This window comes from Faecalimicrobium dakarense, from assembly GCF_000499525.1.
Classification (GTDB): Bacteria; Bacillota; Clostridia; order Peptostreptococcales; family Peptostreptococcaceae; genus Faecalimicrobium; species Faecalimicrobium dakarense.
In genome coordinates this window covers 19,409-33,496 of sequence record NZ_HG529390.1, presented here as the reverse complement: position 1 = coordinate 33,496, position 14,088 = coordinate 19,409, and the positions used below count along the sequence as shown (strand labels likewise).

General features: G+C 25.9%; 15 protein-coding genes. 5 read left to right on the top strand and 10 right to left on the bottom strand.

Annotated features, from left to right (window positions below):
• Together BN899_RS13710 and BN899_RS13705 are read right to left on the bottom strand one after the other, a co-directional pair.
• Positions 1–1,644, bottom strand: a 1,644-nt coding sequence (locus BN899_RS13710) for an FtsX-like permease family protein (RefSeq protein WP_161628750.1), incomplete at its 3' end; no start/stop codon positions are given.
• An 18-nt stretch (positions 1,645–1,662) separates the two neighbouring features.
• Positions 1,663–2,391: an ABC transporter ATP-binding protein gene (locus tag BN899_RS13705; RefSeq protein ID WP_330362563.1), complete on the bottom strand. Its 729-nt coding sequence runs from the start codon at positions 2,389–2,391 to the stop codon at positions 1,663–1,665.
• 234 nt (positions 2,392–2,625) lie between these two features.
• Between BN899_RS13705 and BN899_RS13700 the strand changes: the two genes are divergently transcribed.
• The gene (locus BN899_RS13700) at positions 2,626–3,327 is read left to right on the top strand and encodes a LytR/AlgR family response regulator transcription factor (RefSeq protein WP_042276453.1); all 702 of its coding nucleotides are present in this window, start codon (positions 2,626–2,628) and stop codon (positions 3,325–3,327) included.
• Between the two features lie 8 nt (positions 3,328–3,335).
• Positions 3,336–4,610, top strand: a complete 1,275-nt coding sequence (locus BN899_RS13695) for a sensor histidine kinase (protein WP_042276450.1) — start codon at positions 3,336–3,338, stop codon at positions 4,608–4,610.
• 159 nt (positions 4,611–4,769) lie between these two features.
• Here BN899_RS13695 and BN899_RS13690 read toward each other — a convergent pair whose 3' ends face one another.
• Complete coding sequence (locus BN899_RS13690; protein WP_042276447.1) at positions 4,770–5,693, bottom strand: carbon-nitrogen hydrolase family protein; 924 nt, start codon at positions 5,691–5,693, stop codon at positions 4,770–4,772.
• Positions 5,694–5,821: 128 nt separating this feature from the next.
• Between BN899_RS13690 and BN899_RS13685 the strand changes: the two genes are divergently transcribed.
• Positions 5,822–6,715: a LysR family transcriptional regulator gene (locus BN899_RS13685; protein WP_042276444.1), complete on the top strand. Its 894-nt coding sequence runs from the start codon at positions 5,822–5,824 to the stop codon at positions 6,713–6,715.
• Positions 6,716–6,798: 83 nt separating this feature from the next.
• Here BN899_RS13685 and BN899_RS13680 read toward each other — a convergent pair whose 3' ends face one another.
• The 6 genes from BN899_RS13680 to BN899_RS13655 form a co-directional block, all read right to left on the bottom strand.
• Positions 6,799–8,121 carry a sensor histidine kinase gene (locus tag BN899_RS13680; RefSeq protein WP_042276442.1) on the bottom strand — a complete coding sequence of 441 codons (1,323 nt, stop codon included), beginning with the start codon at positions 8,119–8,121 and terminating at the stop codon, positions 6,799–6,801.
• A complete protein-coding gene (locus BN899_RS13675; RefSeq protein WP_042276440.1) occupies positions 8,118–8,828 on the bottom strand; it encodes a LytR/AlgR family response regulator transcription factor in 711 nt (236 codons plus the stop codon). The genes BN899_RS13680 and BN899_RS13675 overlap by 4 nt, the downstream gene beginning before the upstream one ends.
• 253 nt (positions 8,829–9,081) lie before the next feature.
• A complete protein-coding gene (locus BN899_RS13670; RefSeq protein ID WP_042276438.1) occupies positions 9,082–10,098 on the bottom strand; it encodes a sensor histidine kinase in 1,017 nt (338 codons plus the stop codon).
• Positions 10,095–10,766 (bottom strand): response regulator transcription factor, encoded by a 672-nt coding sequence (locus BN899_RS13665; RefSeq protein ID WP_042276436.1) that lies wholly within the window; start codon positions 10,764–10,766, stop codon positions 10,095–10,097. Before BN899_RS13665 ends, BN899_RS13670 begins: the two co-directional genes overlap by 4 nt.
• Before the next feature lie 159 nt (positions 10,767–10,925).
• On the bottom strand, positions 10,926–11,777 hold the full coding sequence (locus BN899_RS18705; protein WP_330362562.1) for a L,D-transpeptidase family protein: 852 nt from the start codon (positions 11,775–11,777) through the stop codon (positions 10,926–10,928).
• A 176-nt stretch (positions 11,778–11,953) separates the two neighbouring features.
• The gene (locus BN899_RS13655) at positions 11,954–12,169 is read right to left on the bottom strand and encodes a DUF3955 domain-containing protein (protein WP_042276434.1); all 216 of its coding nucleotides are present in this window, start codon (positions 12,167–12,169) and stop codon (positions 11,954–11,956) included.
• Positions 12,170–12,470: 301 nt separating this feature from the next.
• On the opposite strand from BN899_RS13655, the gene BN899_RS13650 reads away from it, so the two are divergent.
• Together BN899_RS13650 and BN899_RS13645 are read left to right on the top strand one after the other, a co-directional pair.
• The gene (locus BN899_RS13650) at positions 12,471–13,127 is read left to right on the top strand and encodes a (Fe-S)-binding protein (RefSeq protein WP_042276432.1); all 657 of its coding nucleotides are present in this window, start codon (positions 12,471–12,473) and stop codon (positions 13,125–13,127) included.
• A gap of 12 nt (positions 13,128–13,139) precedes the next feature.
• The gene (locus BN899_RS13645; protein ID WP_052356860.1) at positions 13,140–13,685 is read left to right on the top strand and encodes an Ada metal-binding domain-containing protein; all 546 of its coding nucleotides are present in this window, start codon (positions 13,140–13,142) and stop codon (positions 13,683–13,685) included.
• Between the two features lie 163 nt (positions 13,686–13,848).
• Here BN899_RS13645 and dltC read toward each other — a convergent pair whose 3' ends face one another.
• Entirely contained in the window at positions 13,849–14,079 is a 231-nt protein-coding gene (gene dltC / locus BN899_RS13640) for a D-alanine--poly(phosphoribitol) ligase subunit DltC (RefSeq protein ID WP_042276428.1), read from the bottom strand.
• Positions 14,080–14,088 lie beyond the last annotated feature (9 nt).

Here is a 14,088-nt window from a genome sequence, read left to right as displayed (position 1 = left end):
AAAAAGTTGAGTATTTTCAGGTGAAAGGTCTATCTTAGTTCCATAATAGTATTCATTCCCCTTTTCTTTAGCTAATTTTTCTTCATATTCATCATAAATTGTATCAAAAGCTACATCATCTGAACTTCTTTTTAAAATTTCATTTTTTAACTCATTTGCAAATGAATATGTTTCCTCTGGATTCTTTACATTAAATAATATATATTCATTATATTTTTCAACTGGTATATCTTTTGAAAGTCTTTCATAATCTTCATCTGATATTATATATCTTTCTTTATATTGCTTTGCAAAAGCCCTAAATGATGCAGTTCCTGCAAACTTTACTTTTTCTGATTTTCCTGTAACCGGGTGCGTTATTAAGTCTAGGTCATCCCACTTATCCCAAATACTTTCTGAATCTCCATCAAGTATAATTGTACGATACTCTCCTGATTTTATATCAATATCTTGTCCTGAAATTATATTAAATTCACTTTCTTTAAAAAACTGGTTATATTGCATTTTTTCAACATAATCATTTGTAAGCATATTATTTTCATCATAATTTCTATAGTAACCATTTGTAACAAGTGATATTGCACCCGTTTCATAATAATCAGTTATTGAAACATTATAATCATTAGCAAGTGAATATATTTCGTCTTTACTTATTTGATTTTCACTTCCTTTGTAGTAAAAAGAATAATCTATTGGGTTAGTTTTGATATCTACAAATAAATTAGAAATCATTGTTGGTACATAAAATGATGCAAACAATCCACCTGCAATTAAAAATGTGATAACACACATATTTTTAACAGTTTGTCTTCCTGAAAATCTCATCATATTTGTTGATATAATATTTTTATAATATTTTTTAGGATTTTTTCCTTTTTTACTATATATTATTGCATGAAGCATTATCATATAAATGCCTACAAGTGATAGTAAATATACTCCATTCCATATAGACGGCATATTATATCCAATTACCCTAAGTACTATCATAGGTAATATATATCCTAAAAATATTCCAGCAATAACTAAAATCCATCCAACTACTCCACACCAAGGCTTTACATCTTTAACAACTTCAGATTTACGTTGTTCATATATAACATCCATAATATTGCTTCGTTTTATAAATTTTACTCCATTTATAAAAATGCAAAGTGTTACAAAAATACAAAATCCTATTCCAAATATAAGCCCTGTAGCTCCAAATTGATATGTCATCTCTTTAGTATCTATAATAAATATCTGAAAAAGTTTCCATATACCGTAAGAAGTCGGAATGCTAAGAAGTATTCCTCCCATTAAACATAAAGGAATAATAACTATAAGTTCTTTTAAAAGTAATTTCTTAAGCTTTGATTTTCTTTCTCCTAATGCCATTAAAATTCCAAACTCACGACTTTTATATTTAAAGAATAAAGAAGAAGCATACGTTGTAAATACAGCACATCCAGCAATTGCTATAGAAAATATCATAAAACCTTGTTTTCTACTGTCTCCACCTTCTGGTAAAATATTTAGTACTGTAGGACTAAAAAACATTAATGCATAGGAAGTAACAAGTAAGACTGATAAAGTTATACAAAATATTAATACATAATAGTTCTTTATACTATTTTTTCTAAGCTTTGATATAATCTTGTTCATTGTCACTATCATCACCTCCTAATTTTTTAGGGTATCAAGAAGTTTATCCATAAACTTTACACGGTTTTCACTTCTTGTAAGCTCAGTGTATACTTCTCCATCTTTAAGAACTATGACCCTATCACAAAATGATGCTGCGAAACTATCATGAGTTACCATAAACACGGTTGCTTCAAGTTCAGATTTAGCCTGAACAAATGAATCTATAACTGCCCTAGCCGATTTGCTATCTAAGTTTCCTGTTGGTTCATCAGCTAAAATAACATATGGTTGATTAATAAGAGCTCTTGCAACGGCAGTACGTTGCTTTTCTCCTCCTGAAATTTCTGCTGGGTACTTATCTTTAATATGTGAAATTCCAAATGTGTTGCAAAGTTTATTTGCAAGTACCTCCATTTTTAAAACATCTTTATCTGCTATAATTTGCGGTAAGCAAATATTTTCTATTACACTTAATCCATCTAATAGCATAAAGTCTTGAAAAACAAACCCAAGTTTTTGATTTCTAATATCTGCAAGCTTTTCTTCATTTAATCCAGATATATTCTCTCCTCCCAATAATATTTCACCTTTTTCAAATGGTATAAAGCAAGATATACTGTTTAAAAGAGTTGTCTTACCACTTCCCGATGGTCCCATAACTGCTACAAATTCTCCCTTTTTAACTTCAAAAGATATGTTTTTTAATACATCATAATTTACACTCCCTGTTTTATAGCTCTTATATAAATTCCTTAATTTAAGCATAAATTTACCTCCTAATATTTATAATTTCTATCAAGCGTTTCAAATAAGTTATAACTTGAAATAATTTTTACTGAGTTTCTTTATACATTAATTGTAAGGTAATCTCTGAAAATTAAATATTAGCTTAAATGTAATCTTTGGTATTTATATTGTAATTTTTGGTTAATAAACTTATCTCTAATAGAAAGCTACTATTTCAAATGATATAATTTAAAATATAAGGGGGTAGAATTAATGCTAAAAATTGCAATATGTGATGATGAAAAGTCTCAGCTTAATTTACTAAAAAATATATTATCCATACATTTAGACTTAAAGGGATTAGATTATAGAATTTATGAGTTTGAATCTGGAGAAGAGCTTATTAATTCTATAAATAATGAAAATTATGATATTATATTTTCCGATATAGAAATGAAAAATTTAGATGGTATTGAAACAGCTAAAAATATAAGAATACACAATAAAAAGTCTGTTATTATATTCGTTACAGCATATCCAGATTTTGTTTTCCAAGGATACGAAGTTAAAGCTTTTAATTATATATTAAAACCTTATACCTCTGAAAAAATAGGACAAGTTTTAGACTCTGCCCTTGAAGAATTAGATTATATTAAGGATAAATTTTATATTGTTGAATTAAAATCAGGCACTAAAAAAATAAACTTAAATAATACTCTTTATTTTACAAGTGATAAACGTAAGGTAAATGCGGTTACCTTAACTGGAAACATTGATTTTTATGATAAGTTAGATGAGCTTGAAAATAATCTACCATCATTCTTTGTAAGGATACACCAACGTTATCTTGTAAATATTAACTTTGTTTCTTCTGTAGAATCTAATAGTTTAACTATAAACGATGAAAACTTACCTATAAGTCGTGGTAGATATAATTCATTTATGGTTGAGTTTGCAAAAACAATGTTAAGGTAGGTATAATTATGTATTACGATATAATTGAAAATCTTATTTTATTGGTATCTTATTTTATTACAAGCTTTTACTTTTATAAAGTAATTAATAGCTTTTGTGATGTTAAAGATAGTAAAATCTTTAAATTGCTTTCTATGGTTGGAGCTTATCTTATTCCAAATGCAATTATTTATGCTTCTGACATTGTAAATGTAGGTTATACTATGATTGGTTTTATTTTAATGATGGTTATTTTTTATAAGGGTAGTTATATTAAAAATATTTCTGTTGTAATGATTTTTTATCCTATTGTAGTATCATTAAACTTACTTGCAAAAGACCTTAATGGAAAAATATATCTTATTTTAGGCGAAACATTGTGGCTAGATTACTTTACTACTATCCTTGAAATGGGCATTATCGCTCTTACATGGTGTTTAATTTATAATTTTTCAAAAGATAAGCTTAATAATATAAGCAGGTACATTGATATAAAAACATGGATTATGATTGATATTATATCCATAGCCCCTTTTATTTCGATTATAGTAACAATTATAAATACACCTAATTCAAAGGTACTTCAAGCATACCCAATTGCAATTGCATGTATAGTAACAAATCTTAGTATGATTTTTCTTATTGAGTATATCGTTAAAAGCGTTAAAAATAAACTTGAAAATCAAAATCTTAAACTAGAATATAGTTATTATAAAGAGCTTGAGGAAAATCAACTTGAAATAAGAAAACTTCATCATGATATGAATAACCATTTATCTATAATATACTCATTTTTAGAGTATGATAATTTAGATGGAGCAAAGGATTATTTTAATGGGCTTTCAGATAAATTTAGAGTAAGCAATAGGGTATTTTGTAAAAATAGTATAGTAAATGCTGTAATAAATTCGAAATATAATTTAGCAATAGACAATCAAATTGATTGCTTCTTTAATATTGATATAAAAAATATTCTTCCGATAGAAGATATTGATTTGTGTTCTATGTTTGCAAATACACTTGATAACGCTATTGAAGCTTCACAAAAAATAAGTGATATATCTCAAAGAAAAATTTCTGTAAAAGCGCGTTGTGATAAAGGATATTTTAGCTACTCTATTACTAATAATTATAACGGTAATATTAAATTTAATAATGGAAAGTATATATCTGATAAGGATAATAATAAAATGCACGGCTTTGGACTTGAAAATTTAGATGATATAGTAAAAAAATATAATGGTACACTTAATATTACTTGTTCTGACCTTGAATTTAGTATATTAATTATAATAAAAATTTAGACAAAAAATAAAAAAGTCCTATATTAAGATACATTTACCTCATAGTATCTTAATATAGGTTTGCATGATTTATAAGTAATAGTTTGTTTATGTTAATTCTTCAAATTATTTATATACTTTGTTTATAACTATGTTAAATTATTATAAAAATACTTTTCTCTAATCCTCATTAATACTTAGTTTAAATACATCTGGTCTAGAGTAATGACCAGTTGGGTCAAAATCCATTCTACTTAATACAACTTGGTCCATATCTAATTCAGCATACAAAATTTCTTCCTTATTCCATACAGGCCCTGCGATGTATTTACCAAAAGGATCAATAATACAGCTGCCACCAGGACACATGTCTTCTGGGCATTTTTCAATCTCATCCTGGCATTTAAAATCAGTTGGGTACATACTTTTAGTAACGTACTGGTTACAACCAATTACAAAACATCTACCCTCTAAAGCAATATGCTTCATAGTAGCTTGCCACTCTTCTCTTGAATCAGCTGTTGGAGCTAAATATATTGATACTCCTTGTTGATACATAGCAACTCTTGCTAATGGCATATAATTTTCCCAACAAATTAATGCACCTACTGTACCAAATTCAGTATCAACAGCAGTAAGTCCACTTCCATCGCCCTCGCCCCATATACATCTTTCTGTACCTGTTGGCTTTAACTTTCTATGTTTTCCTAATAAACTTCCATCTGGTCCAAAGAAAAGTTGAGTACAATATAAAGTACAATTTATTGGATCTCTTTCTGTTATCCCCATAGATACATATGCATTTGCTTCACGAGCAGCTTCTCCAATAATATCAGTGTCACAACTTGGAACAATAACTGAATTATCATAGTATCTTTTCCAATCTTCTCTACCTTCCATAGTTCTACTTCCTACAATATATCCATAAGAAAATCCTCTTGGATATGCAGGTATAAAAGCCTCTGGAAAAACAATCAAGTTGGAACCTTTTTTAGATGCCTCTTTAATAAGCATTACTGCCTTTTCTATTGTTTTCTCTTTGTTAAATAAAACTGGTGATGCTTGTACAACAGCTATTTTACATATTCTCTCTAAATCTTTCATACTTATCTTATCCTCCTTGAAATAAATTTCAAACTAAGGTATCCTAGAGTTATTGTAGTATAAAATCTCATATTCGTGAAATTGAATTATATGATATGTTTTATTATAAATTTTGATAAGGAGATCTTATGGAACTTAGACATCTTGAAACCTTTATTAAAGTGGCTGAATTTCAGAATTTTTCAAAGGCCGCTGACCAGCTAAAATACGCTCAATCAACTGTCACTATGCAAATTAAACAACTAGAAAATGAACTTGGATTTTTACTTTTCGAAAGAATCGGGAAAAGGATCTCTCTTACTAATAAAGGAATAGAGTTTTTAGATTATGCTTATGCTATTACAAAATGTACGTCGGAGGCCCTAGAAGCTATGTCTTGCAATCATGAACCTTCTGGTGTTCTTAAAATAGGCATTGTAGAATCTCTTTGCACATCTATATTTAAAGATATTTTTAAAGAATTTTTAATAGCTTATCCTAAAGTTGAGCTTGTTATAAAAATTGGTACTACATCAGAAATTATTGAAATGTTAAATAAAAGCCAAGTAGACTTTATTATAGCTTTAGATAATAAAATTACTAATCCTAACTGGATTACCGTTTTTGAAAAGGAAGAAACTATTTCTTTCTTTTGCTCTACTAAACATCATCTTGCAAAATATGATGCGATTCCTTTACAAAAATTAATTAATGAAAACTTTATCTTAACAGAAAAAGAATGTAACTATCGTGAATCCTTTGAGCAAATTCTTAGTAAAATGAATCTTTCAATTACTTCCTCTTTAGAAATTGAAAATACAGATATTATAATAAAATATGTGAAAGAAAATCTTGGCATATCATTTTTACCTAGGGTAGCTCTTGCTGAATCTATATCTAAAAATGATATTCATTTACTTTCTGTGCCAAATTGTAGTATTCCTATGTATACTCAGCTAATTTATAAAAAAAATAAATGGCTATCTCCATCAATGCAAGCATTTTTTTCATTATCAAATCGTATTCTATATGCTAGTACTTAAATAAATCTATATTATTTTCTAATAAAAAACTGATTCTTATTAAGAGTCAGTTTTTTATTAGTATTTCAGATGTTATTTTATTTTCATATTTTACAAGGAATCATAATTTTAACAACAAATTTATTTTCAGAATGGTTAATAACCATTTCTCCTAAATACTTCTCAACCGATTTTTTTATATTATTTAAACCTATTCCATGGATATATGAATCCTTTTTACTAGTTATAAATAAATTTCTTTTTTGATTAATTTCATTTATTTTAGTATTTTCAATTAAAATAATACAAAACTGGTCTACATATTTACTTCCTAGCTTTATTTTTTTTATTATATTAGGTTTATTTATCTTATCACAAGCCTCTATTGCATTGTCTATTAAATTAGAAAATATAGTACATACATCCATCATATCCATAAAATCATTTTTAGAAAAATCTATATTAATATCAAAATCAATTTGCTTTTCAATACATATTGATTTCTTATTTATTAGTATTGAGTCTAATATCATATTACCTGTATGAAACTCATCATTATATTTTTTATATTTTATTATATTGGCTTCCATACTATCTATATACTCTATTATCTTTTCTGTATCATTATTTTTACATAAATGCCTTATACATATCATATGGTTTTTGGTATCATGATATAAACTTTTAACTTTATCCTTTTCTTTATTGATATTTAAATAATAATTATATTCTTTAAGTATATTTTCTCTAAGAGTTTTGTTTTCATGTTCTACTTTATAACCTTTTATAATTTTTTTCATCATATTAAAGAAATATAAATTAGAGATTAAAATTAGAATAGGCATAAATATTAAGATTAAAATATCAACTTTAAAAAAGCTTCTATCTATGGCAATTAACCTAAATGCTACTATTAAAGTCAAAATATTTATTATAACTGGAATACATATAAATATATCTGATATCTTTTTAAATCTATAGAAATTTTTTGCATATATCAATGTATATAATGACGATAACATAAATACAAATTGAATTATCATGCTTTCTAATTCAACTTTATTAGGATTTATGTAGTAATCTTTAGTTAAATCATTAAAGTTTATAATAAAGGCTAAATCTAAACTAATATATTCAATAGGTATATATATGCAAAACCAATATATACAGCTGACTAGGATGCACTTAAAAATGCTTTCATTATAATTAATTTTATAGAAAGTAAAACAAATTAATATAAATACTATAGAACTTTCAAACTCAAATATAAATATAGCTATAGATATTAAAATCATTACTGTATAAATAATTTTATTGTCAAACTTCTTATGGCTAAAATAATCTAATATATATTTAAATAAAAATAAATATGTTAATATATCAATAAAGCTTATCACATGTGCAAAATAATCATGTATATCTATCATAATAAATCCCCTAATATATCTGTTACTCTTGTTTTTAAATCTTTTATTTTATATCTACTAACCAATATTTCATTGTTTTTGATTAAAATCGAGTCTTTACTTATGCATCTTACCTTATTTAAATTTATTAAATATGATCTATGGCATCTATAAAACTTTTTATCTTCTAAATCTTTTTCAAATTTATTAATCTTCACTTTCGTTCTGTATGTTTGACTATCTGTATGTATTAATACACATCTAGAATCTGTCTCTATATATAATATAGAGTCTATAGGTATTATAATAATATTTCCCTCAGTTTCTTCTTTAATCGTTAAATAATTTTTATAACTATTTGCAATATCTTCTTTACATTCTAATAAATGCTTTGAAAATTCATTATAATCTATAGGCTTTAATAAATATCGAAATGCTCTTACTTCATATCCTTGCTGCATAAACTCTATAATAGCAGTAGTAAAAATTATAACTACATTTGTATCAAACATTCTTATTTTCTTTGCTGCTTCAATCCCATTAATCCCCGTCATTTGAATATCTAATAATAATATATCAAGTTTTTCAGGATAATTTTCTATTAACTCTTCCCCATTAGCAAACTCTACTAACTTATAAGATTTTATAGGAAATGTCCTATCTAAATAATTTGACAAAACCTGCCTATGTATAAGCTCATCGTCACAAATAGCTATGTTAAGGACCATGAAAATATCCCCTCCTAACAACTAATAATTCCCTTTTTAATAAATATACGTATGTAGATTATTTATATTAAATCTCCAAACTTATAAACTTTTATTTTTCCTTTTCGATTATAGCAAAATCAAACACAATTTTACCACATTTTACCAAGTTAGTGTATAGAATTTAGATTTATGATATTTAGAATACGTTATCATTTTATTTAAATATCATATACATAATTTATAACTTAAAATTAAAAAGAGCCATAAATAATTATGACTCTAATAAAGTTATTTTTCCAAGTGGAAAAACTATATTAACTTTTGTTCCTATATTTTCTTTAGAACTTAAATTTATCCCTAAACCTAATTTAATCGCAAGCTTTTTGCATATATATAATCCCATACCAGTTGACTTTCCATATTTTCTACCATTAGTTCCTGTAAATCCTTTTTCAAATATATTATCTATATCTTCTATAGGAATTCCTACTCCATTATCTTCTATAGACAACACTATATTATTTTCATACCTTTCACAATATATATCTACCTTGCCATCTTTAGATTTTGAGTATTTAATAGCATTACTAAGTATTTGATTCAGTATAAACTCTATCCATTTTATATCAGTATAAACTATATAGTCTATATCTCCTATATTTAGCTTTATATTTTTATATATAAAATCCTTAGAATTTCTTTTTATTACTTCTTTAATAACTGATGATAGATTAAGTTCTTTTATTATATAGTCTTTACTTGTGTCATTACTTCTAGAATAGTAAAGTACTTGTTCTACAAAACTTTCTATTTGATTTATCTCTTTTTCAATATTTTTAGTAACTTCACTTTTATTATTATCTATTATTAATTTAGATGAGGCTATAGGAGTTTTAATTTCATGTATCCACATTTCTATATATTCTCTATATCCTATTTGTTTATCTTCATAAGACTTTATATGATTGTGAATATCTCCTTTTATATTATTTAAAGCTTCATAAACTATTTTACCTTCTAAAAAATCTGGATAATCTATAGTTTCTGTAAGTAAATACTGCTTATCTAAATTTTCTAGACTTTCTATAACCGAGTTGTAAAACTCTGCTTTTTTTACATAATTAACTGTTAGCAATATAGATATTGGTAAAAACCATACTATAAATATACCTATAATCCATATATCTTCTATATTTATAAAATTTAAGAATAATGCCAATGGAATAAATAGAGCTATATTTATAAATATAAATAATTGATATTCTTTTAAATAATCTTTTATATTCATTTAATTATATATCCTTGTCCACGTCTAGTTTCTATAATATCTTCCATACCTATATCAGCAAGTTTTTTTCTAAGTCTAGTTATATTTACAGATAAGCTATTATCATCTACATAATAATCTGTAGACCATAGATATTCCATAAGCTCTTCTCTTGATACTATACTTCCTTTATTTTTTATTAAATAACTTAAAGTTTTTAGCTCATTTTTAGTTATTTCTATAGTAATTTCATTATAAGATATACTACTATTGTATAAATTTAATTTAAGGCCATTATAATTTAAAATATCTTCTGTTTTTGTGGATTTTGAACTTCTTTTTAATATAGCATTTATCCTTGCTAATAATATTTGAGTATTGTATGGCTTTGTTACAAAATCATCTGCACCTAAGTTCATACTCATTAGCTCATCTATTTCACTATCTCTACTCGTTACTATTATTATAGGTATCTCTGAAGTTTTTCTTATTTCTCTACATATATAATATCCATCATATACTGGCAAGTTTATATCAAGCAAAATTAAATCTGCATTTTCTTCATTTATATAGCCTATTATGTTTTCAAATTTATCTGGAGCTTTTACCTCATATGCATACTTCTCTAGTAACTGTTTTAACTCTGTTCTTATTCTATGTGCATCTTCTATTATTATAATTTTTTGCAAGTTTTCACTTCCTTTACATAATTATTTATATTTTCTCTTCTTATATAATTATATATCCTTTTTTTGATAAAAATCTTTCAGTTTTGAAACTTAAAATATTTATAATAAAAAGAGATTATTATATTATTATAACAATCTCCTTTGTATATATATTTTAATTTAATGAATTACTACTGTGGTTGTATCTAGTATATTTTCATATATCCATTTTGCATTAGCTGTATCTAATCGTACACATCCATGGCTAATTGCTTCTCCAAGCCTTGGATCTATTACATAAGTTCCTGTTGCATCATATAATATAGAATGATAATAATATCCATCTTTAATTCTAGTGGCATATTTAACCATATACTCATCAGTTCCAAAAGAAGGCTTTCTCCCATTTATATAGAACATACCTGTTATGGTTGGTGTTTCAGGCTTTCCTACTGTACATTGCCACTTATATAATTGTACCCAATTCCCATTATCCCTTTTAAATATATAAGTATATTTATTTAAAAGGTCAGTAGTAATTAAATAATTATTAGTACTTTTAACATTATTTTCATTAACAAACTTAGTCATATCAGTATAAAAATCTGTATAATCTAGCATTCCAGGTGGATTTCCATCATTAGATAGATAGTAATTAAAGACATAGCCTACTTGGTCATTATATACTACCTTGCTCCAATCTCTAATTTCTTCTAAAACTTCAACTCTAGCCCCTTTAGGTATTATTGCTAATGATTCAGATGTTGTAGATTTCCCTTCCCTCAAGTTTAAATTACTCCATGGATGTTGACTTACTGATACAAAGTCACTATATACGTATCCTTGTTTAGGTCCATAAGATACTTTAATCCATTCATCTTCTGAATCTATTACCTGTATTTTAGAGTTTTTTGGAATTACAGTTATTATACTTGAATCAGTTGATTTTTGAGATCTTAGATTTAAATTTGTTAGTGCATATTTGTATACTGGCTCTCTGGATCTTTTAATGTTTTTTCTACTTGATTTCACATATATACATCCTCTCATATATTTTTTTACAATATTTTATGAGGTTTGATATATATCTGTTCTTATATTTACAAACTTTCTATAAACATTACTATAACTAAGTATGTTTTTACTGTATTTTAAACTTTATATAATAATATCTATATTTATTACCCATTTCTAATATTTTAAAATTATTATCTTTCAGATGCCTTATGGCTAAAATAAGATTTTATACCACTAATTAATAATCCAACTATTCCAGTAGCAAAGAATAAGTATCCAATTGGAACTAAAAAGAATGGTTCAACAAGAGTCCCATCAGGAGCAACTTCACTTCCTATTACACTAAAAGCAATAAAGCATCCTATCCCTATTATAAAAGGTATTAAAGCTAAAACATATTTTTTCATTTCATTTCCTCCGTTAATAATAATTTATATTTTAAATTCTATTTATTTCATAAACAATGTTTATCTTTAAATTAATTATAAATCCTCGTTTTATATTAGTCAATAATTATTTATTGTTTTTCAATAAATAATTATTGCTTATTATTATATATTCATAGTTTATTCTTTTAATTAATATCTATAGTGCAGAAAAATTAGAAATCAAAAATCGAGAAGTTTTTTTATCTATCTACTGTTATAATTAATATAGAAACAAAATATATCTTAATAAAATTCAATTTTACACGGGAGAAAACGTATTATGACAAAAACATATTTTAATCCAGGCTGCGGTTTAAGTATATATAAGCCTGAAATGGAAAATAAGATTTTAAAGTTTTTGAATGAAAATTATGGAGAAGTTGCGTTACACAAAATATGCTGTTACCATGATCCTCAGCTTGAAACAGGCTCATTGATTATCAATGTATGTGCTGGATGTGACAGACGTTTTAGAAGTTTGTATGAAGGTATATCAACAATTTCTATTTGGGAAATAATCGATGGACTAGACGAATTTAAGTATCCTGACTATAAAGGTTTAAAAGTATCTGTACAAGATGCCTGTCCTGTTCGCGAAAAGCCTCAAGTTCACCAAGCTGTACGTAATTTACTAAAAAAGATGAATATTGATGTTGCGGAAACAAAGTTTCATGGAACGCGCTCAATTTGCTGCGGAGATAATTTTTACCCAAATCTACCAGTCGAAAAAGTTAATGAAAAAATGAAAGAAAGAGCAAGTTCAATGCCTTGTGATGATGTTTGCGTGTATTGTATTTCTTGCATAAAATCAATGCATATTGGTGGTAAAAATCCAAGACATTTAATGGATCTTTTGATGGGTGAAACAACTGATACTCAGATATACGATACTGTTAAGTGGCATAAACAGTTACAAGACTACATAGACAATCACTAAGGTATAATTACTATGACTGATGAAGAAAAATGGATGTCTGTTATTGAAAATAATACAGAAAGCGATGGTAAATTTTTTTATGCAGTAAAAACTACAAAGATTTTTTGTAGACCATCTTGCAAATCAAAAGCTCCTCTAAGGAGTAATGTAACCTTTTTTAATAATAGGCAAAACGCAATGGATGAAGGATATAGGCCTTGTAAAAGATGTAGACCCGATCTTCTTGAGTTTTTTCCATTAGAGGAATTAACTCAAAGTGCCCAAAGTATAATAAATAAATATTTTTATGATAAAAATGAACTTGAAAAACAAATTCAAAATCTCGGTGTGAATAAAAGTTATCTGAATAAACTATTTTTTCAATTCTATGGAAAAACGATTTCTCAATACATTCGTTTTATTCGAATAAAAAAAGCTAAGATTATGCTACTTGAAGGATCAACAATTATTGAAAGTGCTTTTGAATGCGGATTTGAAAGCATGTCTGCCTTTTATTCTAACTTTAAAAAAGAGACAGGATGTTCTCCAAAAGTCTTTTATCGAAATAATGCAAAGTAAAAAAGCGGCCAATATAAATATGGCAACTCCTTTATTATTAAATATAAAATCTATATAAATATTTTTCAAATTGAATATTTAAATCTTAAATTAAAAAAGATATTACCATAAATTTATGATAATATCTTTTTATTAATTTAAATAAGTTTATTTTAATTTTATATTACTTTCTTGTTTCTAAAAACTTAACTAAGTTATTTACAGTTGCCATATCGCTTCTTTCTAAATCAGTTGGTTGAAGCTCTATACCTAATCTTCCTTCGATTTCTAATAATACTTCTATTATAGCTAATGAGTCTAATAACTCTTCTTCAAATAAGTTTAAATCTTGGTTATTTTCTAAATCATCATACCCTAATACTTCTTCAAATATTTCTATAACTACTTGTCTCATTTTTATTCC

What these genes read in the sequence shown, in the direction of transcription:
- BN899_RS13705 (WP_330362563.1), bottom strand. Translation starts at nt 2,391, where the DNA reads ATGCTTAAATTAAGGAATTTATATAAGAGCTATAAAACAGGGAGTGTA.
- BN899_RS13700 (WP_042276453.1), top strand. Translation starts at nt 2,626, where the DNA reads ATGCTAAAAATTGCAATATGTGATGATGAAAAGTCTCAGCTTAATTTA.
- BN899_RS13695 (WP_042276450.1), top strand. Translation starts at nt 3,336, where the DNA reads ATGTATTACGATATAATTGAAAATCTTATTTTATTGGTATCTTATTTT.
- BN899_RS13690 (WP_042276447.1), bottom strand. Translation starts at nt 5,693, where the DNA reads ATGAAAGATTTAGAGAGAATATGTAAAATAGCTGTTGTACAAGCATCA.
- BN899_RS13685 (WP_042276444.1), top strand. Translation starts at nt 5,822, where the DNA reads ATGGAACTTAGACATCTTGAAACCTTTATTAAAGTGGCTGAATTTCAG.
- BN899_RS13680 (WP_042276442.1), bottom strand. Translation starts at nt 8,121, where the DNA reads ATGATAGATATACATGATTATTTTGCACATGTGATAAGCTTTATTGAT.
- BN899_RS13675 (WP_042276440.1), bottom strand. Translation starts at nt 8,828, where the DNA reads ATGGTCCTTAACATAGCTATTTGTGACGATGAGCTTATACATAGGCAG.
- BN899_RS13670 (WP_042276438.1), bottom strand. Translation starts at nt 10,098, where the DNA reads ATGAATATAAAAGATTATTTAAAAGAATATCAATTATTTATATTTATA.
- BN899_RS13655 (WP_042276434.1), bottom strand. Translation starts at nt 12,169, where the DNA reads ATGAAAAAATATGTTTTAGCTTTAATACCTTTTATAATAGGGATAGGA.
- BN899_RS13650 (WP_042276432.1), top strand. Translation starts at nt 12,471, where the DNA reads ATGACAAAAACATATTTTAATCCAGGCTGCGGTTTAAGTATATATAAG.
- BN899_RS13645 (WP_052356860.1), top strand. Translation starts at nt 13,140, where the DNA reads ATGACTGATGAAGAAAAATGGATGTCTGTTATTGAAAATAATACAGAA.
- dltC (WP_042276428.1), bottom strand. Translation starts at nt 14,079, where the DNA reads ATGAGACAAGTAGTTATAGAAATATTTGAAGAAGTATTAGGGTATGAT.